Genomic DNA, 20886 nt, shown 5'->3' with positions numbered 1-20886 from the left:
GTCCATGACGAAATGTTTGCTACAGATCCGTTCCGAACACCTTACGGTCTTTCCACGCCACGAAAACCAATCGTCAGGCAGACCTGCGCCCAACCATTGGTAACACTGGGGCCTGTCGTAGAAGCCTGTTGCCTCTTTGGTCGACAATGCCGACAGCCTCGTTTGAATCGTTATTCCCTTGAATTCAACCCAAAGTAGACTTGCCAGACCATTCAGCGTGTCCCATAACTTGGCTGATAAACATTTCATAGGCAGTTTCCTTGAGTTTTCGCTTTATCCACACCGCTGATCTGCACCTCGATGCACCGTTAAAGGCGATCGCCCTGCGCGATCCGGATCTGGCGCAGGCCGTCGGTGTAGCCTCGCGCACCGCCCTTTCCCGGATCGTGGATATGTGCATCGACGAATCCGTCATCTTTTTGGTGATCGCAGGCGATCTGTGGGACGGAGAGCACAGTTCCACCAAGACGCCCCGGTTTCTGAAGCAGGAATTGTTGCGCCTGCACGCAGCCGGCATCCGCTGTTTCATTATTCGCGGCAACCATGACGCCCTTGCTCGCCAGACCGGAGAACTGGATCTACCCGAAAACACCATCCTGTTCGGTGGCAGGGCCTCCACCGCCGAGCTTGATGTTGAGGGACATCGGATCGCCATTCATGGGCTGAGCTTCCGTGAACCTCACGCCCCTGAAAGCCTGCTGCCGCGTTATCCGGCGCCAAAGCCCGGGGCCTTCAACATCGGCATGATGCATACCAGCCTGAATGGCAGCCCGGGACATGATAATTACGCGCCCTGCAGTCTCAGCGATCTGGACGCTCACGGTTATGACTATTGGGCGCTTGGCCATATCCATCGCCGCACGGAACATATCGGACAAGCAGCGATCGTCATGCCGGGCACCCCGCAAGGCCGCGATATCGGCGAGGCAGGGGCGAGTTCGGTCACGCTGGTTCATGTGACCGATGACAACGCGGTCACTTTGGAACAGTGTACTGTCGCCTGCCTGCGCTTCGATCAGATCGAGATGGATTGTGATGGCGTAAGCGAGTGGGCCGAGCTTCTGACAATGCTGGAACGCTATATCCGGCAGGCCGGGCAGGCCCCTCGCAGGGAAGAGCATCTGGTGATCCGCCCGGTGCTACGCGGAGTCACGCCGCTGGCGTGGCGCATCGCACGCGATCTGGATCGCTTAACCGAAGAGGCCCGTGCCTTTGCTGCCGATGCCGGTATCTGGATCGACAAGCTGGAGTTGGGAATCGCCAGCGAGGAGGATACCGGATCCTTCGCCGGCGCCCATCTGCCCGCCGAACTGGTCCGCACCGTGCTGGAGGATCTGCCCGGCGATCCTGGACTGGCGGTCGCGATGACGCAGGCGGCCCATGACCTGCTGCGCGATCTACCCCCCGACCTGCGCGATATTCTGGGTCAAGACGAGACGGATCTGGCGCTACGTTGCCGGGAACTTCTTGCCGATGGCGCGCCGATCATTCTAGCTGGCCTGACCTCTGACAAGGCCGTATGATGCGGCTAGAACGACTGGACCTGACCCGCTATGGCCGCTTTACGGATCGCAGCCTCTCCTTTGCGCGACCCGTGCCCTTCGGTCCTGATCTGCACATCATCTATGGTCCGAATGAGGCCGGGAAATCGACCCTGTTTTCAGCCTGGCTGGACCTTCTGTTCGGTATCCCGGTGCGCAGCCGCTATGATTTCCTGCATTCCGGCCCGACGATGCAGATCGGCGCACATCTGTCCCATTCCGGCGCCATGCTGGAGCTGAAGCGCCTGAAGCGCAACAATGCCAGCCTGCTGGATCGCCACGATGCCCCGGTCGCCGAGGCGGTGTTGCAATCCGCGCTCGGCGGGCTGTCGCGTGACGGCTATTCCGCGATGTTTTCACTGGACGATGACACGCTGGAAAAAGGCGGTGACAGCATTCTCGCCAATCGTGGCGATCTGGGCGAGATGCTGTTTTCCGCCAGCGCCGGCCTGTCCGGTCTGGCTCCGCGGCTGGAAGCCATACGCGCGGATCTGGATGACTTTCACCGCAGCGGTAAGCGTAGTGGTTGGCTTTATGACGCAAAGAAGCAACTGCGCGATCTGGACGGGCGGCGGCGGGAGTTGGAGGTTTCCGCCAGCGCCCTGCAGAAGCTGACGCGAGAGGCCACAGCTGCCGAACAGGAATGGCGCGAGGCCCGGACCGCCGAAGAGGTCGCGCAGACCCAACTGGACCGGCTTCAGGATCTGGCGGGCGCGGTGCCGCTTGTGGCGCGGCTTGCCGGACTGAAGGCGCGACTTGCCCCTTTTCAGCATCTGCCCGATGCCGATGCCGCGTTGCAGAACCAGTTCGACCAGATCGAACGCGACCGCACCACCCTGACCAGTCGGATCGGTGATCGTGCGCTGCGTTGTCAGGGGCTTCGGGAACAGCTGACCGCACTGACCCGCGATCCCACCGTTCTGGCGCAGGCCGGCGTGATCGAGGCTGCCGAAGCACTGCGCCCCGAACATGACACGGCGATCAAGGATCTGCCCCGGCGCCAGCAAGAGGCCGATGAGGTCAAGGCCCGCATGAGCGTGCTATTGGCGGAACTGGACCAGCGCCATGCCCAACCTGCGGATATCATCATCCCCGGCCCGCATCTGTCGCGGATGCGGGCGCTTGTCGCCGCGCGCTCGGGCCTTCTGGCGGCGGCGGCGGCGACCTCGGCCGAGAGCCGCAAGGCCGCCGCCCTGTTGGCGCGCGAACGTGACCGGCTGGGAGATCCCGGACCCGCCGAAGACGAGGCCGCGCTGGCGGCACTGCTGACACGCTTGCGCGGGAAAGACCCCTCCGAGGCGCGGGCGCGCGCTTTACGTGATCGCGATGCGGCCCGGGGGCGGCTGGATGCGGCCCTAGCGGCGCTTGCCCCATGGATCGGGGATGGCGATGGCCTAGCCGCGCTGGCCGTTCCGCCCGGCTGGCAGATCGAGGAATGGGAGGCGGCGCTTGAGGCCGCACGGCAACAGGAGGTCGATGCCCGCCGCGCAACCGCCGATCTGCAGGATGAGTTGCAACGCCTGCAATCCGATACGGATGCCCATGCGCAGGCGCAGGCGGCGACCGGCATCACCATCGCCGATGCCGCCGCCGCGCGCAGTCAGCGCGAAACGCTCTGGGCCGCACATCTGAACGATCTATCAGCGACGACGGCCCGCCGCTTTGAACAGGCGCTGCGTGAGGATGACCGGATCTCGTCGCTGCTGGCCGAGGCGATGGCCGAGGCGCGCCGCGAGGCCCTGCAACGGGTGGCGCATGATACCGTCTCCGCCCGGCTGGGCGACGCCGAGGCCGGGCTTGAGGCGGCGGCGAAGGCCCGGCAAATCATCGAAGCGGCGGTTCAGGCCGCATGCGCATCCCTCGGGTTGCGGAATGCCGCCCTGGCCGATCTGAAACGCTGGCTTGATCTGCGGCTTCTGGCGCTGACCGAACGCAATGCCCTGCGGGAGGCCGAAACCGCAATTCTACGCTGCGACGATGAACTGAACGCCGCGCGGCGGGCGCTGAATGCCACTCTTGACCAGCCGCCGGCAATAGACCTGTCGGAGTTTGAAATCCTGCTGGCGCAGGCAACGGTCCGGCTGGAAGCCGCCGAGCGGCGACGCGAGGCGCGCCGGCACCTGACCGAACTGACATCCGACCTACGCGAGCGTGAGCAGGCGGAGAATGACGCGCGGGATGCCTTGGCTGCATGGCGGCAGGACTGGAACGAGGCCAGCCGCGACAGCATCCTTGCTGGATATCCCGATGATGACCCTGCTCTGGGCGCGGTTCTTGATTGGTTGGACCAGTTGGGCAAAGAGGAACAGACCGCCGCCGGTCTGCTTGACCGTATCGCCAAGATGGAGGCGAACCGCGACCGTTTCGCGGCGGCACGGGCGGCGGTGCTGATGGCGCTGAATCTGGAGGAGACTAGCCCTTGGGGCGATATACTGGCCCGTTTGCGCCGGGCGCAGGACAATGCCCGGGATCACGAGACGATCAACCGGCAGATTGAGGCAGAAGAACAGCAGGATACCGAGGACCGCCGTTTGCTCGATGCCCGCGAGGCCGCCGCCGCGGCTTTTGGCGCCACGCTGCAATGGCATCCCGATGACGGAGAACTTGCCGCCCATGTCGCGCGCTGCCGCGAAGCTACGGAACTGCGCCATGACATCGCCGCCATGGAGGAGGACCTGCGCGACCGCCCCACGCCGCGCGAGGACGAGGATGCCGACACGATCCGGCAGCAGATCGCCCGCCTGAAAGCCGACCAGCAGCTTTTGCGCAACGAGACCGAGGCCCGCCATTCCGCCTATCTGGAGGCCAAGCGGCGGATCGAGGCCGTCGGCGGGGATGACGCACTGGCCCACATCGCTGCCGAACGAGCGAACCTTTTGCTAGAGACGCGAGAGCGCGCACAAGCGCATCTTGCGTCGCGATTTGGCCTTTTGGCCTTTGAGACCGGCCTCAGACGTTATCGCGACAAGCATCGTAGCGCCATGCTGGCGCGGGCCTCTAATGCGTTCAGCCAGCTCAGCCGGGGCGCCTATTCGGGTCTCGCTGCTCAGCCTGATGGCGCGCAGGAGGTTCTGGTAGCGCTACCCGCCGAAGGTGGCGCAAAGCTTGCGGTTGACCTGTCGAAAGGCACGAGGTTCCAGCTTTATCTGGCGCTGCGCATCGCGGGCTATCACGAATTGGCGCAAAGCCGTCCGACCGTTCCCTTCATTGCCGACGACATCATGGAGACCTTCGACGATGACCGCTCGCACGCCGCTATGGTGCTGCTGGAGGAAATGTCCCGCGTGGGTCAGGTGATCTATCTGACCCATCACCGCCACCTGTGCGATATCGCCCGGACCGCCTGCCCAGGTGCCAATATCATTGAACTGTGATCTTCGTGAAGGAACGAAACATGCAGGATGAAACTCCGCTGATCGCGCCCGTGACAACCGCCGAGGACAACAGGGTATTGATCCTGCATCCGGCGCTTGCCACAAAGGTCAATTTTGCCAGTGCGCAGAATGGCCTGGCGGTCATCAAGCGCCTTGGCATCGAGAACTGCAGATCCGAGCCGGTCGAAACCGTCCGGCTTACGCTGTCGGCCAACCCCGCTATCTTTCGGGAAAAGACTTGGGTAATCGACCGCATCGCTGCGGGAACCACCCTGCAACTGGGCGATCTGGAAACCGCGCTTGATACCGCGCTTCTGGGCGGGTTGGACGAGGCCGAATTCGGACAACTTGAGTTTCGGTTGTCGGTAAAGGGGGCCGAGGATGTCACCTCCACCCACCGGATCGAGATGCTGGCCCGTGATGAATGGGGCGGGCTGACCGAGATGGACAACATCCTGGCCGCCTTCGTGTCGCCGAACCAGCCTTTCGTTGCCCGTATCCTCAAGGACGCCGCGCGCCTGCTGGAATCGGCCGGGCATTCCGGTTCGCTGGACGGATACCAGTCCGGGGATCCGCTTCGCGTCTGGATGCTGGCGGGCGCGATCTGGTCGGCCGCAACCGGTCTTGGTCTGACCTATGCCGTGCCTCCGGCATCCTTCGAGCGGATTGGGCAGAAGATCCGCGATCCGGAACGCATTGCCTCCGAGGGGTTGGCGACCTGTCTCGACAGCACGCTTCTGCTGGCGGCGGCCTATGAGGCTGTGGGGCTGAATACGGCCGTAATGTTTTCTCAGGGACACGCATGGGTCGGCGTCTGGTTGGTCGAAAAGGATTTTGGCCGCCTGGTGGAGCCTGACGTGGTGACGGTCCGAAAGGCTCTGGCCGCGCGGGAATTCGTTGCGTTGGAGACAACACTTCTGACGAAACGCCCCGCTATCGGCTTTGAGGAAGCGGTTCAGGCAGGACGTGACCACCTGTCAGAGGCCCGCGAAGCCGAATTCATTCAGGCAGTGGATATCAACCGCGCCCGCGCCGCGAGGATTCGCCCGCTGGCAAGCCATCGCATTCAGGAGGCTACGGCCACTAAGGACATCGCCGCCACACCTGCCACGCTGCCCCGCCCGCTGGATCTGGGCCTTCTGCCGGGCGAGCTGGTGGATGAGACACCGTCCACCGCGCTGGGGCGGATCGAACGCTGGCAGCGCAAGCTTCTGGATCTGTCTCTTGCCAACCGTTTGCTGAATTTTCGCGAGACGCGCGGCGCGGTCGCTATGATCTGCCCCGATATTTCCGGGACCGAGGATCGGCTGGCCAATGGCGAAACCTTCCGCCTGCTGGCCCTGAAGGACGAGAACGCGGTTTCCGGGCGCGATATCTCCGCCGACGAGGCCCGGCGGATCGAACTAGATCTAGCGCGCGATGCCTTGGCACGCGGGCAGATCGCCGTTCCCTTGACCGCCCGCGACATGACCAACCGGCTGACCGAACTCTATCGCAAGGCGCGAAGTGATATGGCGGAGGGGGGCACGAACACGCTGTTTCTGGCCGTGGGTTTTCTGCGCTGGAAACGCTCGGAAGGAGATAGCCGGTCCTATCGTGCACCTTTGCTGCTGCTGCCGGTGAAGCTGGAGCGACGCTCGGCCCAATCCGAATTCCGCCTGACCCAACTTGAGGATGAAGTTCGCATCAACTCGACCCTGCTGGAGTTGCTCAAGCGCGATTTCGAACTGCGCGTCCCGGAACTGGAGGGCGAACTGCCGCGTGATGAAAGTGGGCTCGATATCCCGCGCATCATGGAAATTCTTCGTCAGCGAGTCCGTGACGTTGCTGGCTTTGAGATTATCGAGGAATTCGCGCTTTCGACCTTTTCCTTTGCTAAATATCTGATGTGGAAAGACCTAGTGGACCGCACGGACAGTTTGCGTGAAAGCCGTCTGGTCGCCCATCTGGTCGATAACCCGACCGAAGCCTTCGAGGGGGCAAAGTCCCCGATGCCGCAGCCTTCGGACATCGACCGCAAACATGCGCCGGGCGACATTCTGGCACCGCTACCCGCCGACAGTTCGCAGTTGGCCGCCGTTCTGGCCGCCGCCCAGGGGCGCGATTTTGTACTGATCGGTCCGCCCGGCACCGGCAAAAGCCAGACGATCACCAATATCATCGCCGACCAGCTTGGCCGTGGCCGCACCGTGCTGTTTGTTGCCGAGAAATCCGCTGCTCTGGATGTGGTGCATCGCAGGCTTGAACGCCACGGCCTTGGCGATGCCGTGCTGGAACTGCACTCCAACAAGGCGGATCGCAAGACAGTTCTGGCTCAGCTTGGCCGCTCGTGGGAGCGCGCCAGCGCGGCAAACGCGCAGGACTGGGTGCGTGTGGCCGAAGACCTGCGCCTGACACGCGACCAGTTGAACGATTATGTCGATGCGCTGCACCGCCCCGGCACGCAGGGTTTCAGCGTCTATCAGGCCATTGGTCGGGTCGCCGGCCGCACGCCCGGCTTTGCCCTGCGCTTTGACAACAAGGATTGCCATGACGTGGCAAGCTGGAACCGGTTGCGCAGCCTTGCGGGTGATCTGGGCCAGCGCCACCGGATCGTCGCGGACCTGGATCCGGCGGGACCGCTTTCGCTGCTGGATCACGGCGAATGGTCCTTTGGCTGGCAGGACCATTATCTTGCCAGCGCCCAGACCCTGCGCAAGGCGCAAGCCGCTGCCAGGTACGCCCGTCAGGAACTGGCGCAACGCCTTGGCCTGTCGCAGATCGATTCCGACAATCCCGACATCGCTGCGGCGCTGACCTGGCTTGCCGGGCAACGATTGGAAAAGCCCGCTATCACAACGGCGGCCCTGCATGATCCTGAAACGGCGCAGGCGCAGCTTGATAGGCTGTCGGGACTGCTTACGGGGGTGGCGCAGGTACATGCGGCGCTTTCGGCCAAATACCCCGACGACGGGCTGGCCGACATACCGCTGGATACGCTGGAACTTCAGTGGCGGGAAGCGCAGGGCAAGTCCTGGCCCTTTGCCGGCATGGCACAGCGGAAACTGCGCAAGCTTCTGCAAAGCTATGCCTTGTCGGGCGAAGCGGATCCTGCCCGGGATTTACCCGCGCTGAAACAATTGTTGCGCGTCAGGCAGGAAATCTCAGCTTCCAAGTTGAAACATCTGCCGGGCTTTGCCGGTGAGGAAACGGATATCGCCCGCATTGCCGCCGAACTGGACGCAGCCAGGGCATACTTGGAACTGGAGCACCATTTGCGGGTCGCCGGCCTGCCTACGGCGCGCCTTGAAGAACACCGGGCAGAGCTGTCGCGTGCATCGGGGGGAAACTTCGCGCCCCTGTTTCAGAGGGTTGGCCAGACCGACAGTGCGGAAAATGCCGCCCATGTGGGTTTCACCGATCTGGGCGGCGCCCTGCTACCTGGAAGCGAGGATTTGCTTGCCGGGTTGGAGGCATTGCAGAATCGCTTCGGCGATTGGCTTAAATGGCGCGCGACGCGGGCCGAGGCGATCAATGCAGGGCTGGAGCCGCTTGTCGCCGCGTTGGAAGAAAACGCGGATATCGAGGATACCACCCGCGCCTTCGAGCAGGCCTATATGGCATGGTGGTTGCGTCTGGCAATGGATGCCGAGCCTTGCCTGCGCGGGTTTGCCCATTGGCAGCATGATGCCCTGATCCGCCGCTTTCGAAAGCTTGACGATGCTATGGCCGATCTCGCCGCGACTGAGGTCATGCGCCGTCTGGGCAACGACCTGCCGGTGCGCGACGCGGTGCCGCGAAACTCTGAACTTGGCGGGCTGCGCCATCAGCTTGGCCTGCAACGCCCGACCAAGGCAATCCGCAATCTGATTGCCGATATGCCGACCAGCTTTTCCAAACTGGCGCCCTGCGTGTTGATGTCGCCCCTGTCGGTCGCGCAATATCTGCCTGCGGGACAGGCGCAGTTCGATCTGGTAATCTTCGACGAAGCCTCGCAGATTTCGACCTGGGATGCGATCGGCGCGATTGCCCGCGGGCGCCAGGCGATCATCGTGGGCGACCCCAAGCAGCTGCCGCCCACGAATTTCTTTGGTCGTAGCGATGACGGCGCCGACGAAACTGCCGAGCTTGCCGAGTTCGAAAAGGACATGCCCTCGATCCTCGACGAGGTCGCCGCGGCCGGCATCCCCACGCATCGGCTGAACTGGCATTACCGCAGCCGCGATGAGGCGCTGATCGCCTTCTCGAACCATTTCTATTACGATGGCGGCCTGGTCACCTTCCCCTCACCTGATGCGTCGGGACAGGCGGTGCGGCTGCACAAGGTAAAGGGCACCTACCAGCGCGGCAAAGGTTCGACCAATCCGGATGAAGCGCGCACCATCGCTGCCTTCATCCGCAAGCGTCTGACAGAATGGCTGAAACTGCCCGAAGACAACCGCCCGACGCTTGGCGTCATCACCTTCAACGCGCAGCAGCAGGGCCTGATCCTTGACTTGCTGGATGCCGAGCGCAAGACCAATCCCGATTTCGAATGGTTCTTCTCGGACGAACGCGAAGAACCGCTGATCGTGAAGAACCTCGAAAACATTCAGGGGGACGAACGCGATGTGATGCTGTTCTCGATCACGTTCGGCCCGGATCAGGCCGGGAAGTTCACGATGAATTTCGGCGCGATGAACAAGGACGGCGGCGAAAAGCGCCTGAACGTGGCGGTCACCCGTGCGAGGGCTGAACTGCATATCTTCGCTTCGATCACCGCCGATCAGATCGATATGACCCGAACTCGGGCGCGCGGGGTGGCCGACCTCAAGGCTTTCCTCGATTTTGCCGACCGCGGCGCCGTCGCGCTTGCCGCGCAGGACAGCGGATCGCTCGGCCCGGTGGAGTCTCCCTTCGAGGAGGCGGTTCGGGACGCCCTGACCGCCAAGGGCTGGGAGATTCACAGCCAGGTCGGCGTATCCGGCTTCCGTATCGACCTCGGGGTGCGCCACCCTGACCATGCAGGCGTCTGGTTGGCCGGCGTAGAATGCGATGGCGCACGCTATCATTCCTCTGCTACGGCACGGGACCGCGACCGGATCCGACAGGCGGTGTTGGAAGGCTTGGGCTGGTCGATCCTGCGGATCTGGTCCACGGACTGGTTCCGCACCCCTGAAGAAACCCTCCGGCGCATCGACGCAGGGCTGCACGAAATTCTGGAGGCAGACCGCGCCCGGCGGGCCGAAGCGGAGGAAGCAGACAGTCAGCAAGAATCCGACCCGCTGCCGTCCGGGCTGGAAATTGCGGCCTCAGTCCCGTCCGAAATCGCTGCAGACAGCCCCGTTTCCGAGGATGAACCCGCGACACAGTTTGCGCGGGCCGCACGGCATCACGCACCACCAACGGGCAGTTCCGAGCCCGACCCAGCCCCTGATGCAGAACGGTTCTTCGAAGACAGCTATACGCCACAACTTGCAGCCTTGATGGAGAAGATTGTCGCCGCGCATGGACCGATGTCAGATACCTCTCTGGCGCGACATATTGCCCAGCTTCACGGCTGGCAGCGCACCGGCGCTCGGATTCAGGCGCGCATTGCCGCCCTGGCCGGCCTGTTCGATACGACCAGCGAGGAGGACACCCGCTTTCTTTGGCTGAAGGGCAGCGTCAAGGATCGGGTGCCGTTCAGAGGTATGGACGGGCGTTCGCTGCGCGAGATTTCAAGGACAGAGATTGCCGAACTTATCGACAGGAACGCCACTCGGATTTCTGCGGCCGAGGATCCGGAGCTTGAGATCGCACGCCTGGCCGGAATTGCCAGGCTCAGCAAGGATGCCCGAGAGTATCTGGAGATTTGCCGCAGCTGGTGCAAGTTATCCCGAGTCGCGCAATAATGGCCGGGCATAGTCAAGCGAGAGCACGTCGGTAATTTCCAATCAAGTCTTCTGATCGCAGGCGGCCAATCTGGCCCATGGGCGGGGATGTTGGTAGCTGACTCTGATATCTCGTGATTGGCACCCGCGACCGGTTCTGCGCTATGAATAAGAAGGCCGTCGTCTGCGGGGAAAGGGCGATTTTATCAGCGCAGCAGTGAAATCCGTGGTCGCGGATAGAATCGTTACCTGGCTTACAATCTGAGCCTGGGCAACCTGAAGGAAATGAAGGCCGAGCGCGGTACCGCGCTGGACCATTTGACCGTGCACCACTGGGTTTTGCATTTCAGCCCCAAACTGCTTGAGCGCTTCAATCGGAGAAAACGTCAAGTCACGCGAAAATGGAACCTTGATGAGACCGACATAAGGGTCAAAGATAAATGGCTTTATCTGTATCGCGCCATCGACAGCAATGGCGATACGCTCGAATTTCTGTTCAGCAAAGAGCGAGACCTGAAAGCTGCCAAACGCTTTATCCGCAAGGCTTTAAGCCGGCATGGCATACCAGAACGAACTATCATTGACGGCAGCTAGACCAATCGCATGGCCATCATGCAGTGCGACGCTGAAAACCGGTTGCACCAAGCTGGAAAGCCCATGGCTATCCGCTCCAGCAAATACATGAACAACCCCATTGAACAGGATCATCGCCGTTTCAAACGAAGGATACGATCCATGCTCGGCTTCAAATCCACAGTCGCAGCCAACATCACACTTTCCGGCATCGAACTGGTTCATATGATGCGCAAACAGCAGGGCGTCTTTGCAACAGCGAAGCCGTTCTCGCTCAAACAGCAATTCACGAAACTCACAGCATAAGTGCGCCCAAAGTTAAGCTGCACTCCATCTCAATCGAATTTTTGCAACGCACCCCCATTTGTGTCGGACTCTCCCGACTGCTTTCATCAGAGCTTGAGACCGAGATAGGCGCCGACGGTTGTAGCCGACCGGAAGCGGATCGGGTCATAGATAGTGCTTCTCAACGTCAGGGCGGTGACCACACCGATGCCCGGTACGGTCATTAGGCGACGACTTGTTTCATCGGAACGAATAAGAACTGAAGATGGCCGCGTGAATTCTACCGCCGACTTCTGTTAAAACGGGAAGCATAGTCGGTTTCCAATCAATCTTTGGGCTTTCTGCCATTCTGGCGCTTTTGCGAAGAGTTGCCATGGCAAGCCGGTACGATAGTTCTCGATCATAGCGAGGGTAGAGCCCTGATTGAGAGCGAGGCTGGTTCTGGCGATCCAGCCGGTGTCCGGCGCAAACGCGTCGACAAAACCATAGCGCCCGAGCAATCGTCCGTTCTTATACCTTAAAAAGAACCGCAAGGCAGCTTCGGCCTCCCTGGGCAAAAAGGGAAAAGAGGACAGGGCGGCAGACGGTGCAATAATTCCAGCGTCATTGACTGGACAGCAATTGAGATAGCCGTTTGGCCCATGGCAGGCCGTCAGTCCCCAGCAATCTGGGCCATACCCATAATAGCCATGCGGGTTTTTCACGCAATGGCGATAGTTGATTGCCGCATGTGCACTGGCCTGTTGCCAGTAATCGGCATAGCCGTCCTGCCATAGCCGGGGATCAAGCACGCAGAAGGACAGTTGCGATAAAAACAGTGGCCCGCCAAACGGCTTACCGAGCAGCAGTTCCAAACCGTAATAGGATGTACCATTTCTGAAGTGGCCAAAGCGTGCCCAGCCCGAATGGTAGAGGCTGACATCAATTGCATGCGTGCCTGCGCCAAGTGCAAGAACATAGCACATGAGTGCTTCGTTCCATCCGGACACGGGAAGGTTCTTTCGCCAACTGTGCTTCGGGCTCCAGTGCCAGAACAATGTGGCCTTGCCGTCTTTGGTATACCAGTCCCACTCAACCTGATTGACGATAATGTCAATCCGTTGACGTATGTCTGTCTCTACAGGGTCAGAGCCGCAGAAAAACTCCCGCGCGCAGATCATGCCCTGAAGGAGAAGCGCCGTTTCGACGAGATCGCCTCCATCATCAAAGCGTGAGAAAGCAACGGTCTCACCCGTTGCACCGTTGATGAAATGGGAAAATACACCGTGATACCGTGATGCTTTTTCCAGCGTCGACAGCATCATCGTCAGGCGCTCAAGGGCTTCGTCACGCACAATCCAGCCGCGATACACGCCAATGATTGTGGCGATAAAGGAAAAGCCTGATGCACCAATGGCGACGAGGTCATTCTTTGGTGTGCCATAGGTCAGTCTGCGATCATAGGCGAGACCACTGGACGGATGGGCCCCTTCCCAGAAATAGGCGAATGTACGGCGCTGAACACAATGCAGCAGAACCTCAACTTCATCAGAGACATCGGGATGATGGGTTTGCTCCTGCGAGGGGCTAGCAAGCCTGTACAGCATCAGACCAGGCCCTGCACAGAAGGAGACTGGGCCTTCAATCCGCTCATAAGCATCAGCGCGATGGAAAAGGTCCCTGCCCTCGCCTTTTGCGTCAGCGATCGCAGATAGCCGCCCGCTGAACTGATCTCGCCTGCACGCTGCAACAACCAGGCAATGACAGCAGAGGTGTTCTCTGCGCCCATGATTGCTATCGCCTCTCGATAGGCTGATTGCGTGATACCGAGAAACACCGAGACTGTCCTCGATGCATCAACCAGATCACGCCATGAGGCGATGCCATTGGACGAGTAGTCACGAATATCTGGACAAGCTCTGAGCACCATATCAAACGGTACAGCAGCAAACGAAGCGTCAACTGGGTGGTGATCGTTTTGTTCGGAAATCACCGGTTTTTCCGGACAAGGCTCCTTCAAATCAAAAGTTTTGATATTTTTAGATTCAAAAAGGGATTCTGGTAGGGATTCATTATGTTGCCGCTCAATTTGAGCGACGCTGCCGCTCATTTCTGAAGCATTCTCCTTATTTTTCAAAGCAATAGCCAATTCATCGCGAATGGCGTAAAGATTGGCTTTGATCGTCGTCAGATCATCTAGAGATGCACGGCGAGGAATAGCATCTACGATGGCACGGAAACGAACAAACAGATCCTTTAGATGGCCAGAAGATGCATCATCGGCATATGTTTCGTCTGCAAAGACCGATGCAATCTCTCGTCTGGCAACCGAGACCTCATCGCGAAGACGTTTCAAGGCTTTCTGATCGGCCAGAAGCTTTTCGGCAACTTTCGCAATCTCCGAAGCGCGATCAAGCATTGGGGCCAGGGAAAAGCCAAAGGCGAGTTCAACACCCCCTTCCCTATCCTTATGCGCATAACGTTTACGGGTCGGGCTATCTTTACGTGCGATAATGCCGGCCTCAACCAGTGAAGCCAGATGCCGACGCAGAGTTGATTCCGGCATGCCGTGGGCGCGCAGGGAAAGCTGGCGGTTTGACGGAAACACCACAATGCCATTTTTCGAGCTGATTTCATCCTCAGGAAGGAATGACAACAGCGAACTGAGAACCGCAAGGCACCGATCATTCAGGCCGAATTGTGATTTAGCGACACAGAGTTGTTTGTAGATCTCCCATCTGTTTACCCCCCTCCCCTGCTTCAGTTTTTTCTGCAGGTCAGAACTTTGGGCAAACATCTGCTTTCGCCCACGAAGTGTGGACGTGACAGTCTCCAAAATTTGCATGTCCTCTCACCTTTCTAAAGGCAAAAGAAATCCACCCGCCAAAATGACGCCAATGACACTTGACACTGATTCGTGGAAATGCGATTCTCGGAGTGCTTAGTTCTGAGGAAGGCTTCCACGACGGAAACGTTTGGGGGCCTTTTTCTTTTGCGGTTTAATCTCCTGTTTGCGTATTACTTGATAGCTGGAACTCGTCATATAGACGATCCAGAGAGGTTGAAAGCCAATCGCTAAACGGGCGAGCATTCGCATCCGTAAGTTCGATAGCGACCCTTTTAGCTCGCTGATTCATGATCAATGTTATTGAGTTGTCCTTGGATCGCCAAGACTTAACCGCAGGCGCATCTTTTTGCTGGGTCTTCACATCTTTAACCGCCTCAAAAACTTTAGAGAAACGAGTCTGGCTATCAGCAGCTAAGAATTCTGATGTTTTTATTAGTTGTCGCGCCACGTTGATCTTGCCATCGATGGCCATCAGCTCAGCGAGTGACGTCCATTTCGGACGACCTACTGATTTCGCTCGGCCAATTGCATAGATAATGTCGTCTGGAATGGCTGCGGTGACTTTGCCGAAGTGCGATATAGCAGCTTCCGTAAGTCCAAGAATAGGGCAAATAGCACGTTGTGTAAGGCCCACACTCTTGAGCTGGAGCGCCCACATTGCCTGTTCGATCCATGTCAAGTTCTCGCGAACGCCGTTTTCAAGGGATTGCTCTTCAATAAGTTGTCGATCCGTCAGCGCACGAACGTAGGCTTTGACCTTAAGAGCTTCTGTACGCCTTTCTTGGTTCAGAGTCTTAATGGCAGCTAATCGGCGATAGCCGTAAGCAAGCTGGTAGTATCCATTTTTCGATGGATGCGGACGAACCAGAACCGGGATTTTCTGGCCTTCAGAGGAAATTGAAAGCTTAAGAGCCTCTAGCTCCTCGTTAGCTTCGGCATCAGCTTCGAAGCGATCGACAAACGGCGATCGTTCAATTTTGTGGGGATCCAAGGTAACGATACTGTCTTCTGTCAGTTGGGTGAGCGCACGTCCGACATTAGAGATAACTGGAGATGAGTGGCGGCGTGCGGTTAATGGATTAGCTGCTTTGTCAGCTAATTGCTCCCGTGCCCCGTTTTCAGAGCGTGCTTCGACATCTGCCATGCGTTTTAGGATGCTCTTCTTCATGGGTTACGCCCCCAAACATTGTGGATAAGACCTAGAATGTCGAAATTCACGCGATCCGCGCTTTCAATAGCGCGTTTTAATGCTTCGCGACCAACTTCACCGGACTCGAGTTCGTAAAGAGTCTTTTTGGCGACCGCCGCACCAGCTATTGCTGTGGATTCCAAAGCTTCTGCAACTAGGACGTCATCGCTAAAGAGACGACGCATCACGCCCGACATGTATTTTTGTGGACCGTCATTAGGGTTCACACGGGTGAGTAAAAATTTAAAGTGGTCATGTTCGAATTTTGCGCCGAATTGAGCGAGAACCTCCGACAAGTCAGATATCATGATCAGGAACTGATTACAGGAGGCGACATCAAGCATTGCTGGATGCACGGTAACAATTAAAGATGTGGCTGCGTATAGCGCCGCAAGGGTCGTGTAACCGAGCGAGGGTGGTGTATCAAGGATAACGATGTCGTATCTGTCTTCAACGGTCCTAATTGCTTTACCAAGGCGCTCAAAGAATAGGCCAAGCTCGTCCCGACTCCGTTCAGCAAGATATGACGGTGTGTCGAATTCGAAGTCCATGAGTTCTAGATTTCCAGGCACGAGATCGACGCCAGGGAAATAGGTAGGGCGAATGACATCAGCAAGCAGCCGGCGATCTTCGTCATAACGCAACGCCGCATAAGCAGTCGAGTTTTCTTCCAGATCAAATTCCGGTTGAATGCCGAAGATCGACGTCATTGATGCCTGAGGATCAAGATCAATGCAAAGTACCCGATAGCCCTGAAGACCAAGGAAATGGGCGAGATGTGCGGATGTCGTTGTCTTGGAAGAGCCGCCCTTGAAGTTCGATGTTGCGATAATTTGGAGTTTTTCGCTGTCACGTCGATATGGCAACAGAGTTTTTGCCTCGTCCGGACGGAGAACAGAGAGGAATTGACGAAGTTCTTTGACTTGATCGATAGTATAGGTGCGTCGATTGTTTTCAGCCCGTCTAGGCTGGGGGCCTTTTCCTTCGATCGTCAACTGACGAAGTGTGCTTTCTGGCACATTAAGGAGACGAACGAGATCTAGCGTCGAAAATGTTCGCGTAAACGACTTACGAGAAGATGGCGGATAGAATGCCTCGCGCATGTCACGCAGTTCGGCCGATAGCTTAGCGGTATAGCCGTCAATCTTCGACGCTGTGTCACTGACGATGAGTCTGTTGGAGTGGAGCATTCAATCCTCATGACGGTTTTTAACCCGCTTTGGGTCAGTATCCGTCAAGCATACGAATAAATGCCGATTCGACAAGGGATTTTTCGTTAACAAGTGGTTAATGAGCGCCCAATCTCGTATGTATACTTTACAACTGTAAAGTTCTCGGAGTGATGGGTGGGCAGGTTGCGGACTTTACAGTTGTAAAGTTTCTCCAATGGCGTACTGCATATTCTTGGCGGAGTGTCGAAATTGTATGCCAGAGCTTGTTTAAATTTGCTCTAATTTTCTTCTTTTATCGGCGAACTATTCCACTTGCGCAGCGTGTTGCGACCAGATCGTTTGGTTTGATAGAGAACATCGTCCGCTCTTTCGAGCAATTGCGGTAGCGACACTTCGCTGACTGCCGCTGTTGCGATCCCGGCGCTGATGGTGACGACGTGGTAAGGGGAGCCGGGAGGGGGTGTCGCCAGTTGCTGAACCGCTTCCCGGATACGACTGGCAAGCCGTGCGGCCTGCTCGCCGCCATATCGGAAGACGGCTCCGCAGGGCCCGACGCTGTCGTTTGCCACAGAACTCACTGTCTGGATGCAGTTGTTGCCGTCGAGGTGGCCGTGAATGTCGTTGACCTTCTTGAAATAATCAATATCGATCATGACAGCGGATACGATCTTGCCGGAAGTGGCTGCTTCCATATCCGGTTTCGTATCGGGGCGGGCATGCGGCGATTGTTGAGACCTGTCATGGCATCGGCGCGGAAAGGCTTCGTCAATTCCGCCTGAAGCTTCTTGCCGTGCAGATGGTTGAGAAAATTCGGCCGGTCGACATGTTCCGTAAAATACGCCGAAATCGCCAGAAAGACACCAAACGAGACGTAAAACAACGACACGATACCCGAATAAGTGACGGGCTCGAACGAGCCGTTTAACCATGTGGTGAGGAACTGAAGGGAAACCATCACGGTGAGGCCGGTTGCCACCGTCACAAAACGTGGCCTGAGAACAATGACGAAGAAGGCAAGGGAACGAGACTTCCGGTCTGGTAGGCAAAGAGATAGGTGCTTTGCGAGAAGATGAAGGCGACCATGGGCAGGCCAACACCAAGAGCGCTAACGCCGAATGCGAGCATGTCATAGGTGGCGGGTGTGGGGCGAAGCCGGAGCCAGATAACAGTGAAGATGGCAGAGGGCAGAAACACGGCCAGACGCAGTAGCACGCCGATGTACACGACATCGGGCACCATCGAATGGTCGCCCGGGATCGAAAGCAGGTAGAACAGGGATCCCTGTCTGGCCCAGAGCGGAGCCATCCGCACACGTTTGTGGAGATATTCGCGAAGAAACAGGCGCTCTGTCGATGGTGCGAAAGCCAGAGTACGAAGCCCGGTCCTGATTTCCTCATCGATGGCATCGACCGATATGCTGCTGTGCGGGTCTGGCGGGATCATCATCGCGTCTCACTTGTCAGCGTCTGCTGCAGCCGAATTGGTGCGGGGTCTGATGGCATGCGACGGCATGCCGGATACAAGTTTGGGTGATGCACTTTCCAAAGCTGGCAGGGCTATCGGATCAAGGGATGATCCTTGCGGCTTTGCCCATGTGCCTTTCGGCACTGTTGTAATAGCGTGCGGCCTGATTGACGGAGCGGTGCTGCGACTGTTGCATGGCTTCCGGCAAGGGACGCCCTGATGGGCAGCCTCGGTACGGTAGCCGGCGCAGCCTGTGTGCGCTGAAGGCATCCAGGTCAAGCCCGGCCTGGGCGACGCGGCTTCTGAGAATGGCATTGACCAATTGCGGTGAGAGGGCGCGTGTCTTGCGATTGCCCGATTGATCGACGCCGCGCAACGCCGCCCGCCCTTTCTTGGCGATGGCACAAGCCAGTTTTTTGAGGGGATGGCAATCGGCGAGTCGATCAGCCTAGCAGCCTTGACGCACGTCCGCTGCGCCGTTTGGCGTTGTTGTAATAGTCGGAGGCCTGTTGGACGGAGCGATGGCGCGATTGTTCCATGGCTTCGGGCAGGGGAATGCCGCGATTTGCGGCTTCGGTGAGATAGCCGGAGCGCAGACCATGGGCAGAAAATTCCGCCGGGTCGAGACCCGCCATTTGTGCACGCCGCGTGACGATGGCGTTGACGGCACTGGGTTCCAGTGCCCGCGTGGAAACATTGCCCCAGCGATCAATCTTGCGAAACACGCTGCCCTTGTCGATCCTGGCCGCTTTCAGCCAGCGGGTGAGGGCATCGACGGGCCGTCCGGTCAGATAGACGATTTCGTCGTGATCAGCACCACTGGTTTTGGTGCGGCCGAGATGAATGCCGAGCGAGGGAAGGGGAGAGCCGTCTTCATTGATGACGGGGGCCTGCTTGACAAGCTGCTCCGTGCGCAAGCTGGCAACTTCGCTGCGGCGGCGGCCGCCGGAGGCAAAGGCCACCATCAGGATGGCCCGGTCGCGCAAGGCGGTGAGATCCTCACCCGAACAGGTCGCAAGCAGCTTGCCCAGAATATCGCCGGTGATGGCATTAGCACTCTTGCGGGCTTTGGGCCGGTTGAGGGCACGGACGGCAAGGCGGATGGCCGATTTGATGGCGGGCGACGTGAACGCACCCTCCAGACTCCGCCAGCGGGTGAGCGTCGACCAGTTGGCCAGACGCCGACGCACGGTTGCCGGTGCGTGCGGCCCAGGCACGCGCAAAAACCCCTGTTCGCGCAATTCTTCTTCCACGCCAATCGGCATGCCGTGATCGGGATCGATCTCGCGTTGCTGCGGCCGCCACAGATGATGGGCAATGAATTTCAGCAACAGGGCTTCCGGCGCGGGGAAGGGGAGGGGGCCACCTGTGGCCGCAAAAGCCCAGGCTTCGAGATAGGCCAGATCCGAGGTCAGCGCGCGGAGCGTGTTTTCGCCCATGCCTTCATTGACCAGATGGCGCAGCGTCTCGACGTCCTCGTCCGTCAGAATGCCCGCCAGCATGTCGCGACGGTTCATCGGCAGGACAGAGGCAATCGTGTCGAGTGTTTCGGCGCGCCGTTCGATCGGTTCTTCCCCGGCCATCGCTATACCGTCGATGATTCAGGGTGCAGTTTGAGATTGGTTTGTCCGAAATCCTGACCCTTGAACAGAAGCGGCGCCTTGTTGACGGCGGCGACAGCGTAGGAAAAACAGTCCCCCATGTTCAGACCGGCGGGATGACGGCCCTTGCCGAACCGTTCAAATGCCCGCTCTGCCGCCCGATAATGCGCCTGATCGAAGGCAACGGCCGTCACATTCGGCAATTCAGTGAGTTGATCGACAATGGCGGCGGCATTCGCAAAGCCCTTGCCTGTGAGAACCATACGCAATTCCAATAGCGTTGGCCAACCGATAATGACAGCATCGCGACGCACCAGCCGCTGGAACTGATCGGCTTCCGGTTCGCGCAAGGCCATGGCCAAGATCACCGACGTATCGATGGCGATCATCGCGGCAGTCCGTGTTCATCATAAAGATCGTCATGCGCGGAGGTCGTGCCTTCCGGCACGGTCCGCCGGCCTTCAGCCATCAGATCCAGCAGGGCATCCATGGGCGTGAGCGCCTGTTGCTGTCGCAGTTCCTGATCGTAACGCTCCAGCGCCCGTTCAACGAGCTTGTTGATGGGCTGGCCGGTGCGTCTGGCCAGGGAATGGGCTAGATCGCGTGCTTTAGAGCTGCGCACGGACAGTTGCTGTTCGGACATCGGTTTTCCTCACTGATTGTGCGCAGAACATAGCAAATCGCAACACAGATGGCAATTTTTTCATCGAGATGGCTAATTACCGATAAGCTATACTTATCGTAGGTTATAAGCCAGCATGGTTAACGTCACAGTAGCAATACTTAGAAGAGAATTAGATTTAATATGCAGGCAATTAATGCGTTATTTCAATCACTATATGGCTTCCAGTTCAGCGCGTATTGCGTAAATCGCAACTGACCGCTGCGCGTCAACGCGCCCTTGTCGACCAGATCCTGCAAATCACGGGTGGCGGTGGCGCGTGAGGTTTTTGGGCATTGCCAAGTTGTTTGAAGCGGGTCGCAATATAATAGCGATCCGGCGGCTATGCGTTCATTTCAGCAGTGTAG

At 58.5% G+C, this 20886-nt stretch carries 14 protein-coding genes and 2 pseudogenes; 4 read left to right on the top strand and 12 right to left on the bottom strand.

What is annotated here, in order from left to right; all coding sequences use genetic code 11:
• The first annotated feature begins 260 nt into the window (after nt 1-260).
• From DKP76_RS17320 to DKP76_RS17305, 4 genes and pseudogenes are all read left to right on the top strand, one after another.
• On the top strand, nt 261-1523 hold the full coding sequence (locus DKP76_RS17320) for a metallophosphoesterase family protein (RefSeq protein WP_109707930.1): 1263 nt from the start codon (nt 261-263) through the stop codon (nt 1521-1523).
• Nucleotides 1520-4915 carry an ATP-binding protein gene (locus DKP76_RS17315; protein ID WP_199224848.1) on the top strand — a complete coding sequence of 1132 codons (3396 nt, stop codon included), beginning with the start codon at nt 1520-1522 and terminating at the stop codon, nt 4913-4915. The genes DKP76_RS17320 and DKP76_RS17315 overlap by 4 nt, the downstream gene beginning before the upstream one ends.
• Nucleotides 4916-4935: 20 nt before the next feature.
• Nucleotides 4936-10767: a DUF3320 domain-containing protein gene (locus DKP76_RS17310; protein ID WP_109707929.1), complete on the top strand. Its 5832-nt coding sequence runs from the start codon at nt 4936-4938 to the stop codon at nt 10765-10767.
• A gap of 228 nt (nt 10768-10995) precedes the next feature.
• Nucleotides 10996-11625: pseudogene (locus DKP76_RS17305) on the top strand (IS6 family transposase).
• A 95-nt stretch (nt 11626-11720) separates the two neighbouring features.
• Here DKP76_RS17305 and DKP76_RS17300 read toward each other — a convergent pair.
• The 12 genes and pseudogenes from DKP76_RS17300 to DKP76_RS17255 all read right to left on the bottom strand — a co-directional run.
• Nucleotides 11721-11861, bottom strand: a pseudogene (locus tag DKP76_RS17300) (transposase); the annotation flags it as partial.
• 39 nt (nt 11862-11900) lie between these two features.
• Entirely contained in the window at nt 11901-12938 is a 1038-nt protein-coding gene (locus DKP76_RS17295; protein ID WP_245410269.1) for a glucoamylase family protein, read from the bottom strand.
• A gap of 251 nt (nt 12939-13189) precedes the next feature.
• Entirely contained in the window at nt 13190-14428 is a 1239-nt protein-coding gene (repC, locus tag DKP76_RS17290; protein ID WP_109707927.1) for a plasmid replication protein RepC, read from the bottom strand.
• 154 nt (nt 14429-14582) lie between these two features.
• Nucleotides 14583-15599 (bottom strand): plasmid partitioning protein RepB, encoded by a 1017-nt coding sequence (gene repB / locus DKP76_RS17285; RefSeq protein ID WP_109707926.1) that lies wholly within the window; start codon nt 15597-15599, stop codon nt 14583-14585.
• A complete protein-coding gene (repA, locus tag DKP76_RS17280) occupies nt 15596-16810 on the bottom strand; it encodes a plasmid partitioning protein RepA (RefSeq protein ID WP_109707925.1) in 1215 nt (404 codons plus the stop codon). Before repA ends, repB begins: the two co-directional genes overlap by 4 nt.
• Before the next feature lie 260 nt (nt 16811-17070).
• Nucleotides 17071-17484 (bottom strand): GGDEF domain-containing protein, encoded by a 414-nt coding sequence (locus DKP76_RS19280; RefSeq protein ID WP_158279464.1) that lies wholly within the window; start codon nt 17482-17484, stop codon nt 17071-17073.
• Nucleotides 17442-17774 (bottom strand): hypothetical protein, encoded by a 333-nt coding sequence (locus DKP76_RS19275; protein WP_158279463.1) that lies wholly within the window; start codon nt 17772-17774, stop codon nt 17442-17444. Before DKP76_RS19275 ends, DKP76_RS19280 begins: the two co-directional genes overlap by 43 nt.
• Nucleotides 17771-18238: a hypothetical protein gene (locus DKP76_RS19270; RefSeq protein ID WP_158279462.1), complete on the bottom strand. Its 468-nt coding sequence runs from the start codon at nt 18236-18238 to the stop codon at nt 17771-17773. Before DKP76_RS19270 ends, DKP76_RS19275 begins: the two co-directional genes overlap by 4 nt.
• Before the next feature lie 118 nt (nt 18239-18356).
• Complete coding sequence (locus DKP76_RS17270; RefSeq protein ID WP_109707923.1) at nt 18357-18632, bottom strand: site-specific integrase; 276 nt, start codon at nt 18630-18632, stop codon at nt 18357-18359.
• 67 nt (nt 18633-18699) lie between these two features.
• A complete protein-coding gene (locus DKP76_RS17265) occupies nt 18700-19839 on the bottom strand; it encodes a site-specific integrase (RefSeq protein ID WP_109707922.1) in 1140 nt (379 codons plus the stop codon).
• 2 nt (nt 19840-19841) lie between these two features.
• Nucleotides 19842-20246, bottom strand: coding sequence for a type II toxin-antitoxin system VapC family toxin (locus DKP76_RS17260; RefSeq protein WP_109707921.1), 405 nt, complete (start codon nt 20244-20246; stop codon nt 19842-19844).
• On the bottom strand, nt 20243-20500 hold the full coding sequence (locus DKP76_RS17255) for a type II toxin-antitoxin system VapB family antitoxin (protein ID WP_109707920.1): 258 nt from the start codon (nt 20498-20500) through the stop codon (nt 20243-20245). Before DKP76_RS17255 ends, DKP76_RS17260 begins: the two co-directional genes overlap by 4 nt.
• Nucleotides 20501-20886: the final 386 nt, after the last annotated feature.

The organism is Falsochrobactrum shanghaiense (genome assembly GCF_003149535.1).
Classification (GTDB): Bacteria; Pseudomonadota; Alphaproteobacteria; order Rhizobiales; family Rhizobiaceae; genus Brucella; species Brucella shanghaiense.
This window is presented reverse-complemented; position numbering and strand designations above follow the sequence as displayed.